The sequence below is a fragment of the Paenibacillus sp. EKM206P genome (assembly GCF_011066155.1).
In the GTDB taxonomy this organism is placed as follows: Bacteria; Bacillota; Bacilli; order Paenibacillales; family Paenibacillaceae; genus Paenibacillus; species Paenibacillus polymyxa_D.
The window spans coordinates 71,344-97,434 of record NZ_JAAMNQ010000001.1 but is presented as its reverse complement, the minus strand read 5'-3'; the positions used below and the strand labels follow the sequence as shown (position 1 = coordinate 97,434).

The following is a 26,091-nucleotide window of genomic DNA, read 5'->3' as shown; positions in this document are numbered from 1 at the left end:
CCACCAATCTCTTACGACAATGCCAACATCGCTTTCATATCTTCCTCTGCGGTCGTAATTAGCTTCAAGCCAAACATCTCCACCAGCACATCCAGTACACCAGAAGAAATAAACTCAGGCGGCTTCGGCCCAATGCGAATATCCTGGATGCCAAGGCTGAACAAGCCCAGCAGAATGGCAACCGCTTTTTGCTCAAACCAGGACAGAACAATGCTGACAGGCAGCTCGTTCACCGTACAGCCGAATGCATCCGCCAATGCCAGAGCAATTTTCACAGTAGAACCCGAATTGTTGCATTGCCCCAAATCAATATAACGCGGAATGCCGGTATCTCCAACGGTGCCATAATCCACGTCATTGAAGCGGAATTTACCACAAGATGTGGTCAGAATGACCGTATCGTTCGGCAAGGATGTAGCCAGCTCGCGATAATAGTTGCCGCCTTTGCCTGGTGCGTCGCAGCCTGCGATGACGAAGAAACGGCGGATATGTCCGTCTTTAACGGCCTGAATAATCTCAGGAGCCAGCCCGATAACTGTCTCATGATGATATCCCGTTGTAAGCACCTGCTCTGAATCTACATCTGCGGCTGGCAGAGCCAACGCGCGCTCGATCAATGGTGAAAAGTCGTCGTCCATGATCTTGGCTACTCCCTCCAGCCCGGCTACTTCATAAGAGAAGAAGCGGTCTGCATACGTGCCTTTAATCGGCATAACACAGTTCGTCGTAGCCAGAATTGCGCCCGGGAACTCTTCGAACAGTCTACGCTGATCGTACCAGGCTTTACCGATATTCCCTTTGAGATGTGCATATTTCTTCAATGCCGGATAACCGTGAGCAGGCAGCATTTCCGAGTGAGTATAGATATTGATGCCCTTGCCCTCTGTTTGCCGTAGCAATTCCTCCAGCGCATATAAATTATGTCCGGTCACGACGATGCATTGGCCTTCGATTTTATTTTGGCTGACCGTAATCGGCTGCGGAATGCCAAAACGATCCGTATGCGCACGATCCAGCACATCCATGATCCGTACAGCCGCATTTCCGACCTTCATCGCCATTTCCAAATGCTCTTGTACATTAAAGTTAGAATTGGTTAAAGTCATATATAACGCTTCATGCGTGATGCGATCTACCTCAGGATCGGTATAGCCCAACTGGCGAGCATGTGTCGCATAGGCAGCAATCCCTTTTAATGCAAAAATCATCGTATCCTGCAAGCTTGCTATCGTCTCATCTTTCCCGCATACCCCAACTACTTTACACCCGCCACTCGGCGTCTGTTCACACTGATAACAAAACATATCGTTTTCCTCCAAATATTTATAGATATTTGTTCGTTATCCCCAGCCTAACAAACCCCTGAATGCGTAGGTGTGATTACACACACATTTTTTAGCATTTATCATAATAAGACAGTGTAGGACAATTCCACATTCCAATTATTTCTATTCTAACGAATTTTCCTGAATTCCCCCGCCTTTACGGTACTGCACAGGAGACACGCCCATGGTCTTTTTAAAAGCGGTGCTAAAATAGTGCTGACTGTCGTATCCCGTACGTTCTGCTATATCATAGATAGACAACGTCGTGGAATCCAGCAGTTGCACCGCTTTACGGATACGGGCACGCGTGACGAGGGTCACGAAGCTGTCGTTGAGCTCCTTTTTGAGCACACGGCTGAGATATACGGCGGATACTTGTAGCCGCGAAGCAAGGGCTTCCAACGTCAGCTCCCGATCGGCGTAACCTTCCTGAATGAGCTGCCGTGCCCGACGTACGATGGGAGACAGCTGCGATTCACCATACACTCGATCCCGACTCACCCGGTACGCGTCCATTACGCCTTCCAGCCCACCCGCGTTGGATTCCACATGCGTATGAACCGCTATATTCAGGTAGCGTCCAATCGCCTGCTCTATGGAAGCGCCAATCGTCTCGGGTGCCTCCTGCCACAGGCATATGCCGATCAGCCCGTTCGCATCGCGGAACAACACATGTGGCAGGTCCTCCAGCAGTTCGCCAATAATATTTTCAGCGGCAAAAAGAAACAACTGTCGGTCATTCTCGCGCATAATCGTCTGCCGGGCCTCTGCCGCTGGCCACCGTACGACACCGATCTGAGCAGGCGGCCGCGATGGAAGCCGTAAAAACGCCAACTGCTCCATGACATCTATGCCCGTATGTTGCCCTTCCAGCCATTCCAGGCAAAACCGCTGGCGCAACAACGGAATATTCCGCTCAATCTGCCCGGCAGCTTGTTCTACATAGGCGGCACGCTTACGCTCTTCCTCGAGCCGCTGACCGAGCCGTGACAGCGCAGCGTGAAGCTGCTCAGCATCTACCGGCTTCAAGATATAATCCTCTACGCCAAGTCGGACTGCCTCCTGCGCATAAGCAAATTCATCATGCCCGGAAATGATTAGACAGCGGCACTCCGGACGTACTTCCCGCAGCCGACGAATCAGTTCAATCCCGTCCATGAACGGCATATTCATATCGACCAGCATGATATCTATGCGAAGCTGACCCACCAGCTCCAGCGCTTCTTCACCATCCTCCGCCTCAGCTGCAACCTCCATGCCGAGTGCCGCCCAGTCTATGCAATCCCGTATCCCCTCTCGGATGATCGGCTCATCATCTGCGATCAATACTTGGTAACGCTGTGCTGTCCCTGTTATCACTTCCGTTATGGCCTGGTCAATCAGACTCACCGTCGTTGAGTTGTCTCTGCCCTTTGATTTCGTCATCCTGACCCTCTCCTTTTTCATGCGGCTTCTTCAGTTGCGCCATATCCAGCAGCAGCGGATGAATGATCGTCACGCAGGTGCCTGCTCCTTCTTTACTATCCAGTACAATTCCATATTCCTCACCAAAAGATAGCCGGATACGCGCTTGTACATTCAGCATGCCGTAGCTTCTACCATTTGTACTAGCCCCACTTTGCTTCTGCTGTCCTTCCATCGCCTCCAGCGGTATTTCCAGCAATTCACGCAGCTCACGCAGCCTTTCTGCCGCCATCCCTGCGCCATCATCACGCACCGTCAGCAGCAGCTTGTCGCCTTCAGCTTTAGCTTCTATCCAAATCGTGCCTGGGCCACGTCTGGCCTTGATGCCGTGATAAATCGCATTTTCCACTACAGGCTGAAGCATCAACTTCAACACGAACAGATCCTTTAGCTCGTCGGGTACATTCAACTCCCAGCGAAGTCGGTCACGATAGCGGGTTTGCTGGATTTGCATATAGCTAGATATATGCTCAATCTCGGAGCGCAGCGGAATAAAGTCATCTCCCTTGCTCAGCCCGAGACGAAACAATCTCGATAGCGCTCCTACCATGTCAGATACGTCGTCTACTCCATTTCTTCGGGCCATCCAATGAATCGTATCTAGCGTATTGTATAGAAAATGGGGCTTAATATGCTCCTGAAGGCTGCGTAGCTCGGCATCCCGTTTTTGCCGTTCTCTCAGTTCGCTAAGTGACATGAGACGGCGAATTTGCTCCAGCATCCGGTTAAAGCTCCGCCCCAGCATTCCGACTTCATCCCCACGGTCACTCCATTGGCGAACTGTAAGATCCCCTGTCTCTGCCGTCCGCATATAGGACATCAGCCGGAAAATTGGCTGCGCAATGGAACTCGACAATCGCAAGGATGCCGTTAAGCCAAATAGACATACAATGAAAACAAAACAGACGACATAGAACTGAATTTGTCGCACTTCCAGTGTAGATTCGCGTGCCGGGAATACCCCCACTGTTCTCCAGCCCGTGAATTCGGAAGCCCTGAACATGAACAGCAATTCCCTGCCCCTAGCTTCACGGGTAAACATCCCGCTGTCACCTGCCCCGAACCATTGCGGTGGAATGCGCTCAATCAAAGGCATATCCGGCCTGTACACGCTGCGTCCCTCAGCATCTGTCACCATTAAATACCCACTTTTGCCCAAGGTTACATCTCTGGCGGCCTGCGACACAGCCCGTAGCTTGAGGTCAATCATTATCGCGCCTAGCACGCGTCCGGTTTCCGAATCCGTAACCGAACGAACGACGGAGACAATTTCACTGTCCTTGTACCGGACATGAGTGGTCACATTACGGTGGCTCGGCTGTCCTAGCACAGTGAATATGCCTGCATGCTGCGCCGCCTGTTGGTACCAATCTTCTTCCGTCAGGCTACGCGTGCTTCGAGCATACATTTCGTTGCTGATATAGTCGCCTTTTTCGTTCACGATCAGAATCCCTGCAATTTCAGGATATAACGTAGTATAGCCCTGCAAAAATTGCTTCATTTTATACAGCGTATCCTGCTCCTGTACAGAACTTAATGCCTGCTTGGAGCTGAGAGCCTGATTTTGCGCCGAGTTCTGAGTCTGCTCCCCCTGGTTTTCCGGTGTTATTACACTCGCATGACCTGCGTGGCCGTCAGCCAGCGTCTTCCCTTTCCAGAACTCCCCGATATCGGGGTTAAAAGCAATCAGATACGTCATGTTCTGCAAATTTTCCATTTTGGTGTCCAGTGCTTCATTTACCTTGCCAATCAACTGCATCGTATGGTCTTCCACCTGCCGCTCAATAATCCGTTCCACCGTCCAATTGACCAGCAGACCTAATCCCAGCGAAGGTACAATGCCAAACAACAGGAACAGAAGCATCAGCTGATAACGTAAGGGCATATTGCGCAAGCGTAACCGCGGCATCATGTGGTGCACTCCTAGCTGGATACGCTTCCAAAATTTATTTCGCATAATAATCATCTACATTCGCCTGGGTGACAACAGAGATTCCAGTGTCTACCCGCACGGGCAGCGGAGTGTTGTCTCCAGTGGAAGAAGGCGCAGGAGTCGTCAAATGATGATGCAGATGGAACAGATATTGAAGCGACCAATAGCCCATATTCCATGTTCCCTGGGCAATTGTTGCCGAGATTGTGCCACCACGAATCATATCCAATGTCGCTTTATTCGTATCAAAAGAAATGATTTTCAGCGGGTGGCTGTTTTTTTGACTCAGTACCGCTTCACCTACACCTGTTCCTCCCGTTGCTTCGGTCACAAAAATGCCCGCCAGTTTCGGATAAGCTTTCATCAGCCTTTGCGACTCATCCCGGGAGACCATCGCGTCTGCGCGGCCATCCGCTACTTCCACCACCTTCATGGCAGGATACTGCCGCTGTATGGTATCGCGAAAGCCACGCAAGCGCTCCTCATGATTTTGCTGACCGGGTAGCGTCAAAACAGCGACTTGACCTTCTCGTCCCAACAGCTCTGCCATTTTGTCCGCAGCGGTCACGCCCGCCTTATAATTATCCGTGCCCAAAAAAGAATACGCCCGACTCCCCGGCGCTTCGGCATCAAACAGTACCACAGGAATGCCCGCATCCAGCGCCTTATTAATTACCGGAATCAGAGAGTGAGGATCAATCGCTGATATGGCAATCCCTGCGGGCTTACGAGCAATCGCCTGCTCAATAACGGTCGTCTGCTCCTGTGCATCATAACGGGTAGCTCCCCGATACTCCACAGTCACTCCCAAAGCATCTCCCGCATCCTCGAAACCCTTGAGCCCGCTTTTCCAATACTCCAAGCCAGACTGGAAGGTAATCATCATATAGGTTTCTCCGATGCTGCCTCGTAGCCCCTTATCTTCCCAAGTACCATTCAACGGGCCAGTTTGTTCATACCTGAACACATAGAGAGCAAAGGCCGCAATCAACAGCATATATACCAGCAGCGTTTTTTTCATCCTTCCTCCCTCTTCCTGTGTGTATCCTTAAGTTATAAATTCACTTTAATTTATTCTGGTTTCACTTAGATTGTAAACGCAATCATATTAAATTGGAACTACTTCACTCTTCTTACTTTCAGGTGGCGTTAATCCTGCACTAATGTTTCTACGTTACAATACCTACAATTGCGCTAGGAAAAACATGTGCGTATCTTGAGGAAAAGGAGTGATATGGATGAGCAAGCCGCGTATCGCGGAGTGGACAGAACTACGGGGCCTCGCCTACCTCGCTGTCGTGCTTCAGCATTGCATTGGCGAATATATTTATCGCAGCGACATCCAACAGCCAGATTCTGTGATGCTCGCGATGCTGTATCATTTGACACGTTTTGGCACACCGACGTTCGTTTTCCTGTCTGCGGCGCTGCTTTTTTATAATGGTAACAAACCGATTGGCTACCCTCGCTATATTGGCAGGCGGTTTCGAGATATTTATGTTCCTTTCCTCTGCTGGACGGTTATTTATTGGGTATGTACTCAAAACTGGTCAACGGCGCAGTGGGGAAATATTTATTTTTACAAAGGTATGTTCGAGGAAATGATCATCCCCGTCAGCGGATATCATCTATGGTTTGTAGTGATGATCTTTCAGTTTTATATTTTGTTTCCTTTATTTTCAAAAGCAGCCGGGCAGGTTCAAGCGTTTCTACGCCGTTACAGCACGAAAAGACGCAAACAGCTTGTTTTGGCTGTTATGCTGATTGCCGCTGCGGCTTACGCTTTGTTGTTACAATGGTCCTACTATGACATGTCTGCATGGAGCACTGGGTTGCCGTCCTTTTGGCAGACTCTGTTAGATTACCGCACTTATAACTTTGTTATGTATTTTTTCTATTTTATGCTGGGCGCAGTGTGCGCCTATATGACGGACACCTGGCGGGGATTGGCCCAACAGACGTTACCGTGGAATGTATTTGTCTTTATTGGTCTATTCATGCTTATGGGTCACACAATGCTGATCCAGTCGGGTGATACGATCAATCTCAATATTTCTACTTATTTGAAACCAAGCACCTTCGTGCTGATTGTCTCGCAGTTGCTTTTGTTGTATGGACTGCTGCTTCATTTGCAAAAAGATACGCGATCCGAGCCGTTTCGCCGTATGCTGAACTGGATCGGACGCTATTCCTTCGGAGGATATCTGGCCCATGCGCTCGTGCTGTCCTTCATATCCTACTACACCCGCCCGCTTGCACTGGGTGATCATCATTTTACAGCTACGCTCATTACGTTTGTCGTCGTGGCAAGTGTTTCTCTGGGCATCAGCTGGCTCTTTGCCCATCTGCCCGGCGGCAACTGGATTGTTGGCTCCAAAGGCAGACAGCGGTTGAACTGGCATTCGTTTCGTTTCCAGTTCCTTTCCTCTAAGCGCGCTTCCAAAAGCACGCAGGAGCTTGGCTAAACTTGTGCGTCTGTGTTTCAGCATGGGGTTATAAATCCAATGGACTTTGGCAGGGCTCTCTTATGGAGCTCTGCTTTTTTGTTGCCTTAGTATGCTGTCCCCAAAAAAATGATTAACATTTTATGACATGAATATGTATTTTATTTTAAAATAAGTCATTATATAGAATAATAATAAACATTACGTGGGAGAAGTCACAGTTTTGCATAAAGAGAAAGGGGAGGATGGACTGAACATAACATCGTCGTTGTTAATGATCTGATCCAAAACATGGTGAGGCTGCTTTCTGGTCTGATACATACGGTTGTACTGATTAATCAGTTCATCCAAAAGCATAGACTGTTCAAGTACACAAGCATGTCCGAAGCCATACTCTGCGTAAAGATCATGCAAGTGTTGTCTGGCGTGTTCCATTTGTTGAATTAACGTTTCCGTTTTATCCCTGTTCATCCTGCATACCTCCTATTGAATCTTATTTTAAGGAGGGATGTCCAACTACGTCATGATCTTTTTTGAACCGAAAAATTACAAAATAATACAAAAATAGACCAGCGATAAGCTGGTCCAGGGTAATAAATTAGTGCTTGGTCAAGATCCACCAACGTGTCCTTGTGTTTGGATTGTGTCATGGCTTAGATTTCCAGCCTGGGCTGGTACTGTGAATACCAGTAAAAAGCTAGTTACCGTCAAGCAGAAAGCCATCCTTTTGATCATTTCTCTCCCACACCTCCTCATAAATAGATTGGAACTGAGCATGTGTTTCAGGAGCCGCATGTGTTTTGAAATGAGAAAATAGTCCAAAACAATTGGCAATAAGTAGTACGTGGTTAATTGTAACAGCTTTTTCAAAAGCGTTTATTAAACAATTGAAACCATATGGATATCTGCCTTTATTTAGGCTGTACTTAGCCATCTTGTACCAAAATCGCACGTATTCTTCAGGTAAAACTTGTTGTGTATACATGTCAGAAGATAACGGCTCCTGATACGCTGCAATTTGGGATTCAAAACGCTTAAGGATATGGTCTACATCTACATTGTACCGATTAGCCACTTCAATGACGTTTATTAATTCGGAAAAAATCTCTTTTTCGGCAGCCATATGTTCTACGTAATCCGGCAGAACACTGATGTCCCCGGACATAAGTCTATTGACGTACGTATTAATTTTCGCCCATTGCAGATACTGCTTCTTCCAATAGAGAGACTCGGAATCTTGTTCCTTCACCCAACTTAGATCGGCATAACCTCGAATATGTTCTAATGCCTGTTCATGATCGCCTTTTGCATCACAAGCATTAGCACACAGCAACTCGGAGTAAACTATGTATACAAACAGCGGCCTGCTTAGCCTTTTTCGCGGCTCTGTTCCTTTACGCTTGGAGTTATGAACCAAATTATATTGGATCTGTCCTAATTGACCCATCTGATGGGCAAATTCATACACCTTGTCCCACATACTTAATGATCTGTACACGTTAGCCAAATCTTTTAATGCATCTAATTGCTCTATCTCGTCTAAACGATCCACAAAAGGAGCAAATTCAATGGCAGCTTGAAGATTTACAGCTCTATCTTGTCCAATATTGATTTGGAACAAACGATACTGGCAGACCGCCAATCGCTCTGAATGCTGCTGCTTCTCACTTTCAGCCACCTTTTTGTAAAGGTATGCCGCTGCTTCGTTGTAACCGTCTTTGTATACATTTTCGGCAACTTCAAAGAGCGATGGCGGATAATTAGGGTTATCCAATAACATAATTACAACTCGCTGCAAGCAGTCGAGTCGTCCTAGTTCAATGCATCGGTACAGAAAAGGGCTTATTTTTTTCCAGTTTAGCGGAGATTCTTCAATGGATTCTTCAATATAACGTTCGTAAAAATAATCCGGTGGTAAATTCATTCCCGCAGTAATACTGTCCAGTTGGTGAACAGAAATAGATCGGTTACCAGTCACAATGCTACTAACTGTACCTACATTCAAATCAATCGTGTGACCAAACTTGGTCATCGTTAAGCCTTTTCGTTTCAGATAAGTTTGAATTTCTGCCTGTATCGTAGGTGTGATTTCCATGGATAAACCACCCTTTCAGCATTTTCATAGAATTTCAATTTCAATTTCAATAAACAATGTAGTTTGGAAACTAATGGTATAATTATTGATTTTCTTTCACGATAATACCATCTTTTGGAACAAACATAAATGCTTTTACTTTATTGATTTTTATATTTTTATTAGGAAATCATTGGATGTTGGATAATGAAAGGAGAAGATCACTTGAAAAATACAGGTATGACACGTCCACTGGATACGTTAGGTCGAATTGTTATTCCTAAAGAGATGCGAACCTCTATGGGTATTCAAGCTGGTGAGTCCTTAGAATTTTATTTAGATGTTGAAACAGGTTTATTGAGTATGCGGAAGTATATAGGAGTCTGCTGTCACTTATGCTATTCGATTCAGGATTTAAGCTATTTCAGGGATTCATTTTTATGTAAAACATGCATAAACGATCTGAAGGGGAATATAGGGGTGAGTCCATTACCTGTTCCTGTCGTAAAGAAACCTGCGTACAAAGAAAAAAATGCACCTCGGTCGTCTTCACAACACTTGGTTGAGAAGCTAAGAAGAATCATGCGCGAGCATCCCACAGCCAAGCAAGGCGAATATGCTGAATGGCTCGGCGTATCCCAAGGCCGTATTTCCCAGCTTAAAAAGCTATTATAGGTATCGCTCAACTCATATACTAGCAAAGCTCAATAACCAGTCGCTGGTTGATCTCATGCGACTGGTTATTTAAACTTCTAAGCCTATATTTTCTGTAAATTATGGAGTTAAACCTATCAAAGTGGTATATTGACTCAAAGCTAAAAACTAATGTTGAAGTAGGTGTATAAATGAAATCACACGTTCTAATTTATGATGGTTATGTGAGTTTTGAGATTATGCTAGCAACCTATTTTATGAAAACCAAAGGGGACATTGTTACGATTGGAGTAACCAAAGACCCTGTAATTTCCTATGAGGATTTTAAAGTTACGCCTTCGGTAGCCCTTGATGAAGTGTCTGCTGTGGATATTCAACTCCTAATTATACCTGGCGGAGATAACACCCCATTAAAGACGAACAAGCAGCTTCTAGCTCTAATTAATACATTGAATAATGATCATAAAGTGATAGCGACCATTTGTTCTGCCACTGAACTACTGGAGATAGCAGGTGTCTCCTATAAAAATCCTGTGAATCATCCAACGGGTCTGGAGATACACAAGAATATCATTACGGCTAAACCAAATCAGTATGTGGACTTTGCAATTGAAATAGGCAAGGTGATGAACATTTATACTGATGATGAAGATTTAAAAGAAACCATTGATTTTTTTAAGCTCTTTAAAGATAATTGACTCTTCTGCTCTCCCACAACAATCACTTTATATATGGTGATATTTAGGATACTATAGTGAGGGAATTAGCATACATAAGAGGGGTAATTAAAATGAATGACAAATTAAAGGGGCTATTAGTGGGCTTAACCATTGGTATGATGATTACTGGTGCAACCGCAATGGCTGCATCTGGAACAAGCGTAAATGCTGTTGTGAAAAAGTTTGATGTATTTTTAGAGGGGACAAAAAAGAACACTGCCGATGGCTTGATTTACAACGGAAACACGTATATCTCTGTTAAAGATATTGGGATTGCAGAAAGCAGACAAATCAGCCTCATTGATAATAAACTGTATTTAGGTAAACAGCAAAAGATGATTACAGAAAATCAAGCACTCCATATTCTTTCTGATAAAATAAAAAAGGATGCTGTTAAATATAATTTAAACTTAATGGTTGAAGGTTTGGAAGGAACTAAATATTGTATAAGAGTTTACGAAGATTTCCCTGATCACATTGCAACTTATGGATTCTATTATGTAGATAAACACACCAGTAAAGTAACTAAATATGACATAGCACAAGATAAGGAAGTAGAAATTTAAGGATGGGTTTCCCCCATCCTTTTTTTACTCCTCGACTTATTCAAGAGCAGATATACCACGGTATCCCCGGCTAACGCTTCAATTGAGCTTCATTCGAAGCGCCGGACTTACGATCGAATGTAATCGGGCCTTTACGGTTCACAAGCCGTTTCAAGTCCACGGTCATTTCATTCTTCAACTTATCAATGAGCTGGTCCTCTTTGATGCCTTTGCTTTTAGCAACCTCGGCCAACGACTTCCCTTGTCCCAGCTCTTTCTCTAACTGGACAGGAGTGATGCCCAGCAGCTTGGCTACTTTCTCGTTGAGATGGTGATTCAAGCCGCCAGGCCTTTTGCCGTGCCTATGTCTGTGAACATGCCCGTGTTCGTCCTGTGGTTCAGCATTCCATTGGCGGGCTGCCCCTTGGATAGAGGCGTTGGAGGTGATTGCTTGCAACGAATTACCCGGTTCCGTCCCGGAAGCTCCAGCTGCACCCGCAGTGCCATACATCATCACTCCTCCATACAGGATAGCAGCGGTCAGTTTCCATTGTTTTTTCATGTTGCAGACCCTTCTTTCATCCTTTTTAAAATAATATTTTCTTTTCCCGCTATTTTTATTCATATTTTCGCCTGTTAAGTAACCATAAGACGGGAAAAAAGAAATTATGAACATTGCTATCACAATTACACCCAACCTTCGATCTACACGCGCTCCTTGGGAACCCTATCCTGTAGAGTGAGCAAGAATGAATAACTATACTTTCTACAATATAACTTGAAATTTTCCAAGTTATATATTAAGGAAAATATGATAAAATAAAATTGTAAACGTTTACATTTTTATTTTTGGAAAGACATGTTGCATTAAGCTACTACAGAATGCACTGCATCATAGTGAGGCTACAGGAGGAAAGTCCAATGAAACAAAAAAATAAGGTTATTTTTATGGACATCCAAACGCACGAGCAAAACCATATCGGTCAGCGAGCACTTCAAAAAGTGGGAAGACATGGACAAGATGTATGAAGATTCACTTATTGTATAGGGATACCAAAGCAGTCGGAGTGCCAATGTAACTAGTAATACAATTACGATTGGCGGCAATAATGGCACCAGAAACCAAGAGATCGAGCTCGTTGTAATAGCCGATGACGGAACATGGAATGCTTATGTTGATTATTTGGAGATCAACTAAAATTTCAAATCTAGTAAAGAGTTGAATCGGTTCGGAGTATCGGAACATCCATACTATATTAAAATAGCTAGGAGGTAGACCCATGTTTATAGCTAAAGCAGGAAAATGGACGGCGATTATGTCAATCACCTTGTCTTTATTCACAGGCTCGCTGGTGATCTCGAGCAACCAGGCGCTTGCGGCTGATTGCTCGAGCGGTTATGTAGCGTTAACCTTCGACGATGGTCCCAATCCCTCTAACACCAAAGCGCTTCTTAGTGCTCTGAAGCAAAACGGTTTACGCGCGACGCTCTTTAATCTTGGACAAAACGCGCAGAATAATCCTTCGCTTGTACGTGACCAGCAAGCAGCAGGCATGTGGATCGGTAATCATTCATGGTCACATCCGCATATGACACAACTGAGCACATCGCAGATGTCATCGGAAATTACACGCACGCAGCAAACGATACAGTCCATTACTGGCACGGCACCAAAGTTGTTCCGTCCTCCGTATGGCGAGACCAACGCAACCCTCAAATCCATTGAGACCCAAAACGGTCTTACCGAAGTATTGTGGAACGTTGACTCCCAAGACTGGAACGGCGCCTCCACCGCACAGATCGTAGCTGCTGCGGGCAAACTTAAAAACGGCGATGTGATCCTGATGCATGATCAGTACCAGACTACACTCCAAGCTATTCCACAAATTGCACAGAACCTCAAAAATCGTAACCTTTGCTCTGGTATGATCTCACCAAGCAATGGCCGGGCGGTAGCGCCTGATGGCGGAAACGGCGAAACGCCGCCAAACAAAGGCACAAAAGTGGAAGCAGAGAATATGACCAAAGGCGGTCAGTATACTTCAAATATCAGCTCGCCGTTCAACGGAGTGGCTTTATACTCCAACAATGATTCAGTGAAATTCACACAGAATTTTACCAGCGGCACCCATAGTTTTTCACTCCGTGGTACTTCAAATAATTCCAACATGGCCAAAGTTGACTTGAAAATTGGTGGACAAACGAAGGGTACCTTCTACTACGGCGGGAACAGTCCTGCGGTCTATACTTTAAACAATGTCAGCCATGGAACCGGAAATCAAGAGATTGAGCTTGTTGTAACAGCCGATAATGGGACATGGGATGCTTATATTGACTATTTAGAGATCATCTAATTTAAAAAAACAAAATCCCGGCGGGATCTTCCCAACCGGGATTTTTGTCGATATCCTTTTTACAACATTCTCAATGTAAAAATAACAAAATCTTGAAAATTGCAATCTGTTGTATAATGGCGGGTAACAACTAGAAGTCGCTATAAAAATATTCATAAGAGATGCAGGTGATGGCGATGGAATGGTATTTTGCATACAAAGACGAATTGGAAAAAGTATTTCGTCAAGCGGAGGAACGGACGTCCACGTTTCCAGCTCCCTTTCAGCAAGAGGGTTTGGACTATCTGGCGCGTTTTAATCCGTTGCGGGAAGACAGCACGCGTAATTACATATGCTATTTGCTTCCATTTTGGCTGCAAGAACTCACAGGACTGCCCCCCGAAACATGCCGCAGGCTGTCACTTGGCAACGTGTTCGTCATGGCTCACTATTTAATTCAAGACGATGTGATGGACACAGCAGCAGACAACCGTAAAACGCAACTCGCTTTAAGTCAACTATTCTATACCGAGTGTCTAAGCGTATATCGGGACCTTTTTCCGGCAACCTCTCCTTTTTGGTCATATGCCCGAACGTATGTTGATGAATGGGCCGTTAGTGTGATATCCGAAGGAACAGAGGACTATTTTCAAGGAGAAAAAAATAAGGTCGCGCTGAAAGCAAGTCCATTAAAAATGGCCGGAACGGGTGCTTTGCTGCTCGCAGGCCGTGCTGATCTGATTCAAAACATTACAAATATGACGGACTTGGCGCTACTCGTGCTTCAAATGTCGGATGATTGGGCGGATTGGTCAGAAGATTTGGTCGAACATAGCTATAACTGTCTTTTGTCCCATATCAGTGCCGAGCAAAAGACGGCTTACTGTGAAGGATTGGGACCCAAACAGATTCAGGAAGCGATTTATGTACGCGGTGCGCTTGCCAGCTATGTGAACATTGCCGATCAAGCAGTCCAACAGTTAGAGACCCTGGAGCCTTCTATCCACGGCCTACATAGCTTTGCACATTCTATCGCAGCTGAGCTGGGCGAAGTGGCGGCAGAAATTGAAGGCGGACGCTCGCATTTGAGAAGAGGCGGACTTGACTACTGGCTCTCCAAAAATATGAAATAATGCTAGATTTTTCTGAGCCCTTCGTGGTATACTGACTAGGTAAATATAACCAATTGAATGAGAGGGTGATTTTTGATGGCTACTGAAGTTCTTCAAACACAAGTCATTCAAAAAGCTTGGGAGGATGCCAGTTTCAGAGAGAAACTGATGACTGATCCCAAATCTGCAATTCGTGATGTGTTAGGAGTCGTGATCCCCGATCATATCCAAATCAAAACATTAGAAGAAACGCCTGATCAGTTTTTTCTGGTAATTCCTCCAGACCCCTCCGGCGTGCTCGCTGCATCCCAGAAACCTCGCTCAATGTGGTAGAATGGTTGTTAATGCTTATTTAATCTAGATTCCTTAACCTCATAGGGGTGGGCTCAGCAAGCTTCCCTCCGTTTTCTCCGAACGCAAAAAAGCCGGATATTATCCGGCTACGGGGAAGCGGATGGTCGCTTCTGTTCCCACCCCTTTTGCACTTGTAAAAGTTATTTTTCCATTCATCGTTTCAATAATCCGAAAAGTCACCATCATTCCTAAACCCGTGCCTTTTGTCTTATTCGAAAAATAAGGCTCACCTAGTCTGGATAAAGTCTGAGCATCCATCCCTTCACCATTATCCCGAATATGAATGACAGCTTCTCCGTTATCCACATAAGCCCATATATGAATAAGCCCCTGGTCTCGCAGCGCTTCAATACTGTTTTTGATGATATTGATGAACGCCTGCTTGAACTTGGAGGAATTCCCGCGTACTTTGATTTCCTGGGGAATATCCAGCGAAATTTTTCCACCTTGCAAATTAGCCATTGGACTGATGATTCCTTCAATATGCTTGAATTCGTCCAATATGGTCAACGTTTTGGTTTGGTCAAATTCTGGCTTGGCAAAGGTCAGAAAATCAGTAATAATCGCGGAAGCTCGATCCAGCTCCTCCAGAGCAATATGTAGATAGTCTTTGTTCTTACCATCCTCCTGCTTGCTCATCAACTGAAGAAATCCACGTGTAACTTGAAGGGGATTACGTACCTCATGAGCTACAGATGCAGCCAGATCGCTAATTATCTCCATTTTCTCCGAACGTTGAAGCTCATTGTTGAACATCTCCAGTTCTCTGGAATACCGAACCACCTGCTTGTGCTTTTCTGCCAGCCTTCTGCCCAAAATCGCGATCAACGCCAGTACAAAGCCGAACACGCCCCATTTCCACAAAAACATATTGTAGTGTCCGTCCAGAATGAAAAACCAGCTCAGTTCCCCGATAGAGATGACTGCAAAAAATGCAAAGCCTGTCGATAAGATAATCGCTTCGTGATCACCCTTAAGTGCCATGCGAACCGAAGCAAATACCAGCAGTATCATTAAGGCGACGAGTAATATACCCAGAATGACTACACTAAAAAAATAATATATGTTGTTCAACCGCTCCTGTGCTCCTAAATTCACAATCATCATGGTAAAGCAGAACAAAGAGTAGGCGGTTAACAACTTTCTGAATTTACGAATCAGTATAATCGAATTGATGTTTTGCTCAAAAAAGAAGGCTAATGAGGGCAGCAGAATAAATAGTGCCACATCAAAAAGTTGTAAGTACAGCTTGCCATAGCCGCGATAGAATGTATACAAGAATGGTGAATACGTTACGATCATCAGACCAATAGACAATACAATCGCACTTAGAGACAGCCACATGGCCATACTCGGACGGAACAGAAAAAACGAGCAGATCAGCAGCACCAGGGCGATAAAGATAAACGTACTGCCCAGTACAATATCTAAAACATCCATTCTGACCAAGGTCCCCAACAAATCGCGATAATCACCGGTCATCACATTACCGATGATGCCCAGTCTATTCTTACTGCTTTCCGTCCATATGTATAATGTTTTACCGCTGTCTTCCGGCTTCAGCGGAATCAGAATACGATTATTCTCATAATTGTACCCACGGTAGGATTCGTAAAAATTGGTTCCATCCTTATACAGCGTAATATGCCTGCCATAAATATTTTCAAAAAGTATCGCTGGCGTTTCATCATTTAGCGAAGGTAACTTAATACGAATCCAGGCGGAGCCTATATTGCCAGGCTGCCTAAGCAGTTGTGTATCATTTTCAATATGCATCCAGATCTTGCTGGGATCCTTTACCTCATCTAAAGAGCCATCCTCGTCTACCTCTCCCCATCTCATATCCCAGGAGGGTATTTTATAATCCCCTTCCGGGGTTATTTTGGCCGCATAGGCGGAGTGACCCAGCGACAACAGCATCACAATGACCGCTAGCAGGGCGGCGACAGCTTTGGGCACATGCCTCATATTAAGCACCTCAAAGTTACATAGTAGGATTTACAAGTTTGTATACGTTTTAACATTTTTTACGTCCTGAAATTATATTATTCTATACGATGATGTGCATACCTTCTTCACAAGAAGGATATCATGTTCTTTTTACTCATTTTTTGTAAAATCTTCATATTGATTAATGATCATTTCCTGTTCGCGCCGCTCTTTCTGCTCTCTAATCCCCAACCATGGTTCACAATCTTCATCTTCATAGATCGTCCAAATATCGGAAAATAAATAATCGCGTATTTCTACTATTTTTCCGGCCTGTCCGCCATCTGTCCAGTATAAGCCTTCCGGGCGCCTAATGAGGGTGCGGGAAAATCCCGGGGTAGATGCCTTTTGTCCTACGCGGATACGACTAATCATCGGACCAAACATGTACCATTCCAATTCATATCCCTCCCTATCTTCTTTATCATATCACAGCAGTTACCAAAAAAACGCTAATTGAGAATGGGCATCTCCCTATTCGCATGATTTTAACTTCCTACAGACACACTAACTGAAGGTTTAGCCGTTCCGCTGTTTGGGTAAGGTCGGAATAAGCAACAAAAAGTAAAGGAGCTGAGCAACATGGCAAATCGTGACGATCGAACTACTGAGCTACATGACAATGATTTTGAGCCTTCTCTGCAAAATGCAGAAACCAACTGGGAGAATCTAACCGAGGGTCCGGATACTCCTCTGGAAGACGTCCCAGATGCCGATGAACTGACACCGAACAGTCCCGTTGATCCTTCTGCTCCTGCCGAATTCCTGCATGGTACCGATTTGCTGAATGGTACCGATGGGGACGAAGAAGAGCAACTGGACAGCGACGATATACTGGATTAACCACTCATTTTATCGGGTGAAAGAAAACGGTTACCCATTCTGCTATGCGGGTAATGAAGTGTATAACCGAAAGGAGTTGACTGATCTCCTATGTATAAAGACCCGATGTCTCAAGCCGATATGGAGTATAAGCGCTACAAAGCCTTGAATCCTGTGGAAGCAGACGACCGTAGGACTGCGGACAAGACGAATACGGACGATACCTCGACCGAAGATAACCCACGAGGAGTTGCATCTGCGAATCCCGAACCCAGGGATCAAGGAAAATAAAAGGGCAGCAATTCAAGGGAAAAAACTTGAACCTGATAATCAGGGCTTGCCTTCTGTACCTACTTTGTTTAAAATAAGGTCAAATCTTTTGAATACCATGAACAAAGACATCGACGGAGACAAGTAAACGTCTAACGGATTCCCACAGAAAGGTACGAATTGCTGAGAGCGTACCGCAATCCCGCGTTGAAATTCACTCCCGAGTCGAGCCTTGAACCGACAGAAGGATTCATTCCTTTGTCCGAGTAGAGGTTTCCGGAAGCCCCCGTTACGGGCATCAAGCTCAGAAGTTACTGCTGTCGACTGAACGACGTTGACGATTCGTATGTATACTTCTGTAATTAGGGTGGTACCACGGCATTCGTCCCTTGCGGCGAGTGCCTTTTTGTGTTATTTTCTGCAAAAAAGTCCATGGACTGACAGAAAAAACAAATTAAATTCGGGAAGGGTGTAGTACTGTATGTCTACAAATGAAAATTCTTTGGAGCTGCTGCGTGAACAACTCGATGCTACAAATTTGCAATTGCTGGAGCTGCTGTCCCAACGCGCTGAACTGGCCGGACAACTTGGAAAATTGAAGGAAGCTCAAGGGGTACCTGACTTTGATCCGGTACGTGAGCAACAAATGCTGGACAAGCTGATCGCGGCTAACCGTGGGCCTTTTGACGATGCTACGATTCGCCAACTGTTCAAAAATATTTTCAAGGCTTCTTTGAACTATCAAAAAGAAGAACACAAAAAACATCTGATCGTCAGCCGCAAAAATCAACCAGATAGCACAATTATTAAGGTTAAAGATACGCTGGTAGGCGGCAAAGCCTCCATCATGGTCGCAGGTCCATGCTCGGTGGAAAGCTACCAGCAAACTCGTGAAGTAGGTGCGGCTCTCAAGGAAGCCGGTGTGCCGATTCTTCGTGGTGGCGCGTTTAAACCACGTACGTCTCCGTACGATTTCCAAGGACTGGGCGTGGAAGGACTGCAAATTCTCAAACGTGTAGGTGATGAGTTCGGACTGGCTACAATCAGTGAAATCGTCGATCCAAGACATTTGGAGGAAGCGATCCAATACATCGACATTATTCAAATTGGTGCGCGTAACATGCACAACTTTGAATTGCTCAAAGCTGCGGGTGAAACAAGAACTCCGGTTCTGCTCAAACGCGGACTGGCTGCAACAATGGAAGAGTTCCTTCATGCTGCTGAATACATCGTTTCCCGTGGTAACACGCAAGTCATGCTGATTGAACGCGGTATCCGTACGTACGAAAAATGGACGCGTAACACGCTGGATATTTCCGCTGTTCCGATTTTGAAAAAGGAAAGTCATCTGCCTGTATTGGTGGACGTGACTCACTCGACAGGCCGTAAGGACATCCTGGCCCCTTGCGCCAAAGCTGCCCTGGCTGCTGGAGCCGACGGTATCATGGTGGAGGTCCATCCGAACCCGGCAGTCGCTTTGTCCGATGCTCAGCAACAGCTGAACATTCCTGAGTTCCACAACTTCCTATCTGAAGTCAAAGAATCCGGTTTATTCAAAGCGTAAAACTAATTTTATGCTGGGACTTGTAAACCGCTTTCATTTTCTCGGACATTGATGTAAAATCGGATCAGGATTGTGACTGATCATGCAGGCAAAACCTAAATGTATATATGCTCAACTATTGTTGAGACATATATATGTTTAGGTTTTTTTTATGCCTAAATCTTGAATAAAAAGAATACTTACATGGTCATAATCCTAAAAAACATCATAGGAGCGTTCAGAGTGGGGAACAAAAATGAGAGAAAGTAAACACGATTGACTTGCAAGGTAGTGATACGAATGCAGTTAGTTTCACAGTTCCCGCAGATGCTAAGTCAGGGAATACGCTTCATATCATTGCAGAAGTACAGGACAATGGAAAACATCCTTTAAAGCATTATCAACGTGTGATTGTAACCGTAAAATAATAGAACACAACATCCAATAAAATTAGGCTCATGGAATAACACTCCATGGGCCTGTTTATTTTTGCACATCGGACCTCAGACAATCTCTATACACGTTTCATGCTTTTTTCAGTCAAAGGAATATAATATCCTTTGCCATTCGGACCCATAGCAAATTTATTGCGGAGATGGATTAGATTAGGGCCGAATTTCTCTTCTAATTGTTCACGGAACTCATATAGGATTTCCATGATATAAATATCATGAATAATCACTTCAGTAATCGGCATCACCAGCCCCGGATGCAACGTCCATGCCGCGCGACTGTCATCACCAAGTGAAAGTATGCCAGCTACGACCTCCCGGTCGTCTACGCTAAGTACAATCCACCGACCACCAATTTCAGACGTAATCTCCTCACTCATATCATGGCGGTAAACAGTAGCGAAATCAAAGTTAAGCTCCCCATACGCTACAATGATCACTTCAATTCCTTGTTGAGCGACTTGCTCTAAGGCATCTCGGAACACCTCGGCATCCTCTTTCCAAATTTCCAATAAAATTCGGTGTTTTGCTCCCTTTACCCCTTCATTTATGCGATTGATAATGGCTTCATACCCTGAGATATTCCAAATATTCTCTCTATTTTGAAATGATGCTGTGTACTGCTCCAAACTCTCTTGCGCCACATTGAAAATCTGCTCTGCTTTGCGTTTTCTCTGGGCAATCAATTCATGCGGCGGAAGCGGCACATACAGAGGCGTATTTTCTTGACTGACCATGATATCCCCACGGTTAACCATTCCAGACAAAACCTCGTAAATTTTGGATCTCGGTACCCCGGAATTCAATGAAACGGCGTATCCCGAAAGTGGAGAGCTTTCCAATAAGGTCACATAAGCCTTGGCTTCATATTCACTAAAATTCAAATCCCGTAGAATTTCTAATATATTTGGTTTTGGTTTCATGACGTCTTCTCCTCAATTCGTGTTCATCCTTACTATATCACTTCCCCTTGACAAAAACTGATATACACACTATCTTTTTAGTAACGTTTTTATAGTAGTCACTATAGTAGCAACTATTGTATTTCACAGGGGATTACCTCAGGGAGGATTTAACTTGAACAAAGTCATAGCTCATCACAGCGAAAGCAACAGGATTTACTATGGTTCTACGATTCTGGCCCTATTGATCTGGAGTACATCGTTTATTGCCACCAAAGCAGCCTACACGACGTTCCCCCCTCTTACCTTGGGTCTATCCAGATTTATTATAGCTTCCGTAGTGCTAGGTATCGTTTTGCTGATTAAAAAAGAACATGTCAAAGTAAAGCCAAAAGATTTGGCTACGATTTCGTTTAGTGGTGTTTTGGGGATCACTCTCTATTTTTCAATGGAGAATATAGGGGTTAGCCTGACTACCGCTTCCAACGCAGCATTGATTGTTGCATCATATCCCGCAATTACGTCGCTGCTTGAGCTTATTTTGTATAAAGTAAAAATATCCAAATATAAAATTTGCGGCATAGCACTGGCCATGATCGGGGTATATTTCTTGACTTCAGTTGGCGAAAGTTCGGATAGTAAGAATCAACTCATCGGAAATTTAATATTAATCGGGACGGGTTTTGCGTGGGCGTTTTACATTTTCATGACGCGTAAGGTTGTGGACAAATATCCACCCGTGACGTTATCTTTTTATCAAACCGTTGCAGGGAGTATCTTTTTCATACCGTTGGCTCTATTAGAAAAGGATCGTTGGCAGGTTCCGACAACAGGATCGTTTATGTTGTTAGTATATCTGGGAGTATTCTGCTCCGTTATCGCATTTTTGCTTTACAATTACGGATTAATTAAGCTGTCACCAAGTAGTTCCGTTTCTCTAATGAATTTAGTTCCGATATTTGGAGTCTTATTTTCTGTGTTGCTTTTGCAAGAAACGATTACATGGCGCCAAATCATTGGCGGTTTGGTCGTTATTATCGGTGTTTTACTGAGTGCACATCAAACAAACCGTACCTAATATGATAGATTGCGCACTTGTTATAAAGGTTAAGACAAGCATCGTTGTTATAAATATCAGCGCTACAATACAAGGGCGAGTGACCTCACCAAAAGTTTCTCGCCCAGTCGGTTGCATTTATGCCGTCGGCTTTTTTTCTTTTATATAAAAAAGGTGGTTATATTGATTGATGAGGTTATCCATAATTACAGACTGTCTGAGCACACTGGCATGATTAAAACCATGTTTTGCTTGCAAAATATACAGCTTTTGACGAGCTTTCTCAAGCTGTTGACGCAAAATGTCGTCTCTTATCATAATATATCCCTCCTTGTCATATTATCAGTGTAGAGGGTTATGAATAAGTATACTAAAAGTAAAGGTTTGGGATAATTATCTAATCGTGCAAAAAAAGACCTGCTCTAGGAGCCTTAAGCTTATGCCATTAGACAATCTGCTGTCATTCGCCTATCCGGCAGAATGAATATCCTGATCCGTGACGTTCTTCTTGGCTGAAACCGGAAAAACGTTTTTTCCCTTGGCCCATAGCAACAACGCTGCAAGCAGCAATATGCCACCGTTTAACACAAAGATCCAGCGGATCGGCATCCAGCTACCAAGCATGCCGCCAATCAACGGCCCTGCCATTGTCGCGAGTTGAGTGGCTGATTGGCTCAAGCTAAAGGCTCGTCCGCGAAACTCCGGCTTGGTGACCTCCACAGTCATCGCGTTGATAGCAGGCATGACGGACGCATAAAACAATCCATATCCAAACCGAAGCGCACCAAAACCAACAAAGTTGGTTATAAAAAATTGTAAGATATTCCCGATTCCCGAACCGATCAGCCCAATCAGCAACACGTGTGCAAATCCGGTCCGTCCTCCAATCCGTCCCCATCGGGGAGCCATCAGCACCGCCGCAATCCCTACGGCTGAGAATACAATCCCGGAACTTAAAGACGCCCGGCTACGGTCAACTCCCATTTCAAGCACATATACCGTAATTAACGGTTCCAATATCATGACGGAAAAGGTACTTAATCCCGCCAGAATAAGCAAAAAGCACAAAGGCCGATTAGCAATAGCCTCCTTGATATCATCACGAACATGCGAGCGGGTACTGGTTCCCTTGAAGCTGTCCTCTCTAGCACCAAAGGTCGCAATTAACGCAGATACCAGTACAAGAGCCGCAGAGAAAAAAAAGGCATTCCGATTGCCATAATAATGGCTCACCACACCCCCAATCAACGGACCTATAATGCTGCCTGTCGCCCCAGCGGTCGCCATAATACCGAGTGCATAGCCGGTTTTCTCCTCAGGCGAACCCGTTCCGACCAGCGCAATCGCAGCAGGAATAAACCCGGATAGAAGGCCTTGAAACAATCGTACTCCTACGAACACATATGGATCTGTCACAAAAGCACATATCAGGTATAACACCGCCAGGCTAAAGCCTGAACGAATCAGCATCGGCTTACGTCCATACTTATCTGCAAGCGAACCCCAAAATGGGGCAATCAGCGCGCTGGCTAAAAAAGTAACTCCAAAGGCAATCCCTGACCACAGTTCCAGATGATCATTTACACCCATTTCCGTATTCAGAAAAATAGGTAAAAACGGAATAGACACGGAATAGGCCATGCTGCAAAACAACACGCCAATCCACAAAATGACCAGGTTTCGCTTCCAATATAGATGCATGATGCCACACGTCCCTTCTGCTCATTCCATTATTACCCCCTCAATTAGAAAAGTCTACCGCCCCCCTCATCCTTCCATCGTGGAACAACCGTGAAGAAGCTGATATAATCGAATGGAATGGAGATGATGACATGGCTAAGAAAAGAAATTCGTCTTCCCCTGCTCCTGCGCCTCAGGACAAACCTGCTACGTTAAAGGATCTGTTGAGTCAGGATGTGCTGAATAAGCTTAAGGCTCAAGCCAATGAAGCCCAAGCAGAACAGGACAAGCGTAAAGAAGACGAACGGCAGCGTGCCGTCGAAGCAAAAAAAGCTGAACAGAAGAAGCTAGATAACAACTTTGAGCATCTGCTGAATAACAGCAATTTGGACTGGCACAAATACAAATAAGCCAAAACCATAACGGTTTTGGCCTATCTTTACGCTTTATGTTATAGCCAGTCACGAATATGTTGTACTGAGTACAGCACCCCTACCCAAACCGGCAGACTGAACGCCATACCCCATATGAGACCTTTTGCCAGCTTTTTGTCTACCTCCATCATGATCCTGCCCCTTTCCTTGGGAATAGCAGCAGTATGGGTCAAGAATACGGCTTTCAAACCCGTATTTCCTTATCCCCAGCAAAAAAGGTATGATAGAAAATGGAAAAGTGTTCTGCGCTGCCCCCAAACTTTAAATTAGGATGTTACACCATCCAACCTTTCAGGAGGAATATCAATGAACCGAAAAACGATACGCCCATGGTACACGCTGTGCCTACTGGCCATCATGCTCGTGCTGGTTGCTGGATGCGGTACAAAAGCGGCCGATGTGGAAGCTGCCAGCCGGACAAGCACTTCAACTCCTGCTGCGACTAAAGACAAGAACAAGGCTGTTTCCCATCCGATTGTCACGATTGTCATGAATGATGGCAAGAAAATTAAGCTTGAGCTGTATCCGGAAGTAGCACCGAACACGGTTAACAATTTCATTTCTTTGGTACAAAAGGGAGCCTATAACGGCACCATTTTCCACCGTGTGATCCCAGGCTTTATGATTCAGGGTGGTGATCCGCAAGGTAACGGTACAGGTGGCCCCGGCTACAGTATTAAAGGCGAATTCAAGAGCAATGGTGTTAACAATACACTCAAACATACACGTGGCGTATTATCCATGGCCCGCTCAGCGGATCTGGATTCGGCCGGATCGCAATTTTTCATCATGGTTGCCGATGCGGACTACCTCGACGGTCAATATGCCGCTTTCGGTAAAGTAACGTCCGGGCTGGACGTGGTCGATGCTATCGTCAATTCCAAACGGGATAGCAATGACAAACCGATCCAACCGGCTACGATGAAAAAAGTAACTGTGGATACGCTAGGTAAAAAATATCCAGCTCCAGTCAAAGTAAAGTAAGACATTCAAATCACTCTTTCAAAACGGGATAACAGCAACGACCTTGTGCATACGCATGAGGTCGTTTTTGCTTATCCCTTGATGCTCTCTAAGCTGCTGCCTCTATGATGTAGTAAGAGTATATACACAAAAGGAAGCGTTTTCAATCATTATTTTTAAAGTTTTTTTCCGTTATAAGAGCCGCCAGCGTTCGACAAAAAAACTACTGTATGAGCAGTAAATTCGTCTAATTGGACTTGGTCTCGACTGAACGAATACCTTCCATCTCTTGCAGCAGTGACAGCAATTCCTCCACTCCTTCTGACCGGGACAGCTTTAGAAGCATATGAATAACCAACTGTTCACCGTTATTGATGCGCTCGGCGTGAAAACTGTGAATGGTCAGCTTCTTGTGCTCCAACAGTTCTTTGATCCGATTCAGTACGCCCGGTTCATTGTCGACCTGAACAACCACTTGTCGCGTAGACGGGGTAGCCATCTGATAAAACCGACTATGGAGCAAGGACTGAGCCGCTAAAATAAACAACGTCACACCTGCACCAAGCCCATACATTCCTGCACCTACGGCTATACCGATTCCGGCGGTAGTCCAGATGCCTGCGGCTGTGGTCAATCCTTTGATTCTATTTTTTTGTGTGAAAATCATCCCTGCGCCGATAAAGCCGACTCCACTTATAACCTGCGCTGCTATTCTGGAAGGGTCCAGCGACAGGTTAGACCAGACGGCTTGATCCTGAAACCCATATTTGGATACCACCATCATGAGCGCTGCGCCAATACCGACAATGAAATGCGTGCGAATGCCTGCCTCCTTCATCCGACTCTTCCGTTCATAGCCGATTAACGCACCGCACAAGCCAGCGAACATGACCCGAATCAGATAATCCCAATCCCACATACTTTTTTCACTCCACTATTTATTTATGTTTTGAAAAGATGTTGCCTTAATATATACAACTCAATAATGCTACGGCAAATGAGCCGTTTATACAGCTGTTATT

The 26,091-nt window shown here is 44.9% G+C and carries 26 protein-coding genes, 2 pseudogenes and 1 other annotated feature; of the genes and pseudogenes, 15 read left to right on the top strand and 13 right to left on the bottom strand.

The annotated features are described in order from the left end of the window. Positions 1-11: 11 nt before the first annotated feature. The 4 genes from hcp to G9G53_RS00385 all read right to left on the bottom strand — a co-directional run bounded on the left by hcp (position 12) and on the right by G9G53_RS00385 (position 5,743). Positions 12-1,304: a hydroxylamine reductase gene (gene hcp / locus G9G53_RS00400; RefSeq protein WP_028543172.1), complete on the bottom strand. Its 1,293-nt coding sequence runs from the start codon at positions 1,302-1,304 to the stop codon at positions 12-14. A 144-nt stretch (positions 1,305-1,448) separates the two neighbouring features. Beyond that, positions 1,449-2,750 (bottom strand): response regulator, encoded by a 1,302-nt coding sequence (locus G9G53_RS00395; protein WP_165144533.1) that lies wholly within the window; start codon positions 2,748-2,750, stop codon positions 1,449-1,451. Next, complete coding sequence (locus G9G53_RS00390; RefSeq protein WP_165144530.1) at positions 2,701-4,701, bottom strand: cache domain-containing sensor histidine kinase; 2,001 nt, start codon at positions 4,699-4,701, stop codon at positions 2,701-2,703. The genes G9G53_RS00395 and G9G53_RS00390 overlap by 50 nt, the downstream gene beginning before the upstream one ends. A gap of 34 nt (positions 4,702-4,735) precedes the next feature. After that, positions 4,736-5,743 carry a substrate-binding domain-containing protein gene (locus G9G53_RS00385; protein ID WP_165144527.1) on the bottom strand — a complete coding sequence of 336 codons (1,008 nt, stop codon included), beginning with the start codon at positions 5,741-5,743 and terminating at the stop codon, positions 4,736-4,738. Between the two features lie 217 nt (positions 5,744-5,960). Between G9G53_RS00385 and G9G53_RS00380 the strand changes: the two genes are divergently transcribed. Beyond that, entirely contained in the window at positions 5,961-7,187 is a 1,227-nt protein-coding gene (locus tag G9G53_RS00380; protein WP_165144524.1) for an acyltransferase, read from the top strand. 180 nt (positions 7,188-7,367) lie between these two features. Here the strand turns inward: G9G53_RS00380 and G9G53_RS00375 are convergent, their stop codons facing one another. Next, positions 7,368-7,637: an aspartyl-phosphate phosphatase Spo0E family protein gene (locus G9G53_RS00375; protein WP_141695431.1), complete on the bottom strand. Its 270-nt coding sequence runs from the start codon at positions 7,635-7,637 to the stop codon at positions 7,368-7,370. Between the two features lie 226 nt (positions 7,638-7,863). Further along, positions 7,864-9,261: a helix-turn-helix domain-containing protein gene (locus tag G9G53_RS00370; protein ID WP_165144521.1), complete on the bottom strand. Its 1,398-nt coding sequence runs from the start codon at positions 9,259-9,261 to the stop codon at positions 7,864-7,866. Positions 9,262-9,465: 204 nt separating this feature from the next. On the opposite strand from G9G53_RS00370, the gene G9G53_RS00365 reads away from it, so the two are divergent. The 3 genes from G9G53_RS00365 (at position 9,466) to G9G53_RS00355 (ending at position 11,179) form a co-directional block, all read left to right on the top strand. Further along, positions 9,466-9,915, top strand: coding sequence for an AbrB/MazE/SpoVT family DNA-binding domain-containing protein (locus G9G53_RS00365; protein ID WP_238437691.1), 450 nt, complete (start codon positions 9,466-9,468; stop codon positions 9,913-9,915). Positions 9,916-10,085: 170 nt separating this feature from the next. After that, positions 10,086-10,592, top strand: coding sequence for a DJ-1/PfpI family protein (locus tag G9G53_RS00360; protein WP_165144515.1), 507 nt, complete (start codon positions 10,086-10,088; stop codon positions 10,590-10,592). Positions 10,593-10,684: 92 nt separating this feature from the next. After that, positions 10,685-11,179 carry a hypothetical protein gene (locus G9G53_RS00355; RefSeq protein WP_165144512.1) on the top strand — a complete coding sequence of 165 codons (495 nt, stop codon included), beginning with the start codon at positions 10,685-10,687 and terminating at the stop codon, positions 11,177-11,179. Between the two features lie 70 nt (positions 11,180-11,249). Here G9G53_RS00355 and G9G53_RS00350 read toward each other — a convergent pair whose 3' ends face one another. Beyond that, positions 11,250-11,720: a hypothetical protein gene (locus G9G53_RS00350; protein WP_165144509.1), complete on the bottom strand. Its 471-nt coding sequence runs from the start codon at positions 11,718-11,720 to the stop codon at positions 11,250-11,252. Between the two features lie 393 nt (positions 11,721-12,113). Between G9G53_RS00350 and G9G53_RS26260 the strand changes: the two are divergent. From G9G53_RS26260 to G9G53_RS00330, 4 genes and pseudogenes are all read left to right on the top strand, one after another. Then, positions 12,114-12,356, top strand: a pseudogene (locus tag G9G53_RS26260) (hypothetical protein); the annotation flags it as partial. An 82-nt stretch (positions 12,357-12,438) separates the two neighbouring features. Continuing rightward, on the top strand, positions 12,439-13,512 hold the full coding sequence (locus G9G53_RS00340; RefSeq protein WP_165144506.1) for a polysaccharide deacetylase family protein: 1,074 nt from the start codon (positions 12,439-12,441) through the stop codon (positions 13,510-13,512). A gap of 176 nt (positions 13,513-13,688) precedes the next feature. Continuing rightward, entirely contained in the window at positions 13,689-14,624 is a 936-nt protein-coding gene (locus tag G9G53_RS00335; RefSeq protein ID WP_029516118.1) for a hypothetical protein, read from the top strand. Between the two features lie 75 nt (positions 14,625-14,699). Beyond that, positions 14,700-14,936 carry an NHLP leader peptide family RiPP precursor gene (locus tag G9G53_RS00330; RefSeq protein WP_013309068.1) on the top strand — a complete coding sequence of 79 codons (237 nt, stop codon included), beginning with the start codon at positions 14,700-14,702 and terminating at the stop codon, positions 14,934-14,936. 99 nt (positions 14,937-15,035) lie between these two features. Here G9G53_RS00330 and G9G53_RS00325 read toward each other — a convergent pair whose 3' ends face one another. Together G9G53_RS00325 and G9G53_RS00320 are read right to left on the bottom strand one after the other, a co-directional pair. Next, positions 15,036-16,925, bottom strand: a complete 1,890-nt coding sequence (locus G9G53_RS00325) for a sensor histidine kinase (protein ID WP_165144503.1) — start codon at positions 16,923-16,925, stop codon at positions 15,036-15,038. A 132-nt stretch (positions 16,926-17,057) separates the two neighbouring features. Beyond that, positions 17,058-17,345 carry a hypothetical protein gene (locus G9G53_RS00320; RefSeq protein ID WP_165144500.1) on the bottom strand — a complete coding sequence of 96 codons (288 nt, stop codon included), beginning with the start codon at positions 17,343-17,345 and terminating at the stop codon, positions 17,058-17,060. A 183-nt stretch (positions 17,346-17,528) separates the two neighbouring features. Between G9G53_RS00320 and G9G53_RS00315 the strand changes: the two genes are divergently transcribed. From G9G53_RS00315 to G9G53_RS26785, 4 genes and pseudogenes are all read left to right on the top strand, one after another. After that, complete coding sequence (locus G9G53_RS00315; RefSeq protein WP_165144497.1) at positions 17,529-17,789, top strand: hypothetical protein; 261 nt, start codon at positions 17,529-17,531, stop codon at positions 17,787-17,789. A 90-nt stretch (positions 17,790-17,879) separates the two neighbouring features. Then, positions 17,880-18,059: a hypothetical protein gene (locus G9G53_RS00310; protein WP_029516114.1), complete on the top strand. Its 180-nt coding sequence runs from the start codon at positions 17,880-17,882 to the stop codon at positions 18,057-18,059. Positions 18,060-18,160: 101 nt separating this feature from the next. Continuing rightward, positions 18,161-18,431 (top strand) — a binding site (T-box leader). 88 nt (positions 18,432-18,519) lie between these two features. Then, on the top strand, positions 18,520-19,602 hold the full coding sequence (locus G9G53_RS00305; RefSeq protein ID WP_029516113.1) for a bifunctional 3-deoxy-7-phosphoheptulonate synthase/chorismate mutase: 1,083 nt from the start codon (positions 18,520-18,522) through the stop codon (positions 19,600-19,602). Positions 19,603-19,841: 239 nt separating this feature from the next. Next, positions 19,842-20,009: pseudogene (locus G9G53_RS26785) on the top strand (hypothetical protein); the annotation flags it as partial. A gap of 86 nt (positions 20,010-20,095) precedes the next feature. Here G9G53_RS26785 and G9G53_RS00300 read toward each other — a convergent pair. Continuing rightward, on the bottom strand, positions 20,096-20,956 hold the full coding sequence (locus tag G9G53_RS00300; RefSeq protein ID WP_165144494.1) for a TrmB family transcriptional regulator: 861 nt from the start codon (positions 20,954-20,956) through the stop codon (positions 20,096-20,098). Positions 20,957-21,110: 154 nt separating this feature from the next. Between G9G53_RS00300 and G9G53_RS00295 the strand changes: the two genes are divergently transcribed. Continuing rightward, on the top strand, positions 21,111-22,013 hold the full coding sequence (locus tag G9G53_RS00295; RefSeq protein ID WP_165144491.1) for a DMT family transporter: 903 nt from the start codon (positions 21,111-21,113) through the stop codon (positions 22,011-22,013). 117 nt (positions 22,014-22,130) lie between these two features. On the opposite strand, the gene G9G53_RS00290 is transcribed toward G9G53_RS00295, so the two are convergent. After that, on the bottom strand, positions 22,131-22,310 hold the full coding sequence (locus G9G53_RS00290) for an aspartyl-phosphate phosphatase Spo0E family protein (RefSeq protein ID WP_025723205.1): 180 nt from the start codon (positions 22,308-22,310) through the stop codon (positions 22,131-22,133). A 150-nt stretch (positions 22,311-22,460) separates the two neighbouring features. After that, positions 22,461-23,693: an MFS transporter gene (locus tag G9G53_RS00285; RefSeq protein WP_165144488.1), complete on the bottom strand. Its 1,233-nt coding sequence runs from the start codon at positions 23,691-23,693 to the stop codon at positions 22,461-22,463. A gap of 131 nt (positions 23,694-23,824) precedes the next feature. Between G9G53_RS00285 and G9G53_RS00280 the strand changes: the two genes are divergently transcribed. Together G9G53_RS00280 and G9G53_RS00275 are read left to right on the top strand one after the other, a co-directional pair. Then, positions 23,825-24,082, top strand: coding sequence for a YqkE family protein (locus G9G53_RS00280; protein ID WP_029516109.1), 258 nt, complete (start codon positions 23,825-23,827; stop codon positions 24,080-24,082). Positions 24,083-24,412: 330 nt separating this feature from the next. After that, the gene (locus G9G53_RS00275) at positions 24,413-25,090 is read left to right on the top strand and encodes a peptidylprolyl isomerase (protein ID WP_029516108.1); all 678 of its coding nucleotides are present in this window, start codon (positions 24,413-24,415) and stop codon (positions 25,088-25,090) included. 226 nt (positions 25,091-25,316) lie between these two features. Here the strand turns inward: G9G53_RS00275 and G9G53_RS00270 are convergent, their stop codons facing one another. Beyond that, positions 25,317-25,988 (bottom strand): MgtC/SapB family protein, encoded by a 672-nt coding sequence (locus G9G53_RS00270; RefSeq protein WP_165144485.1) that lies wholly within the window; start codon positions 25,986-25,988, stop codon positions 25,317-25,319. Positions 25,989-26,091: the final 103 nt, after the last annotated feature.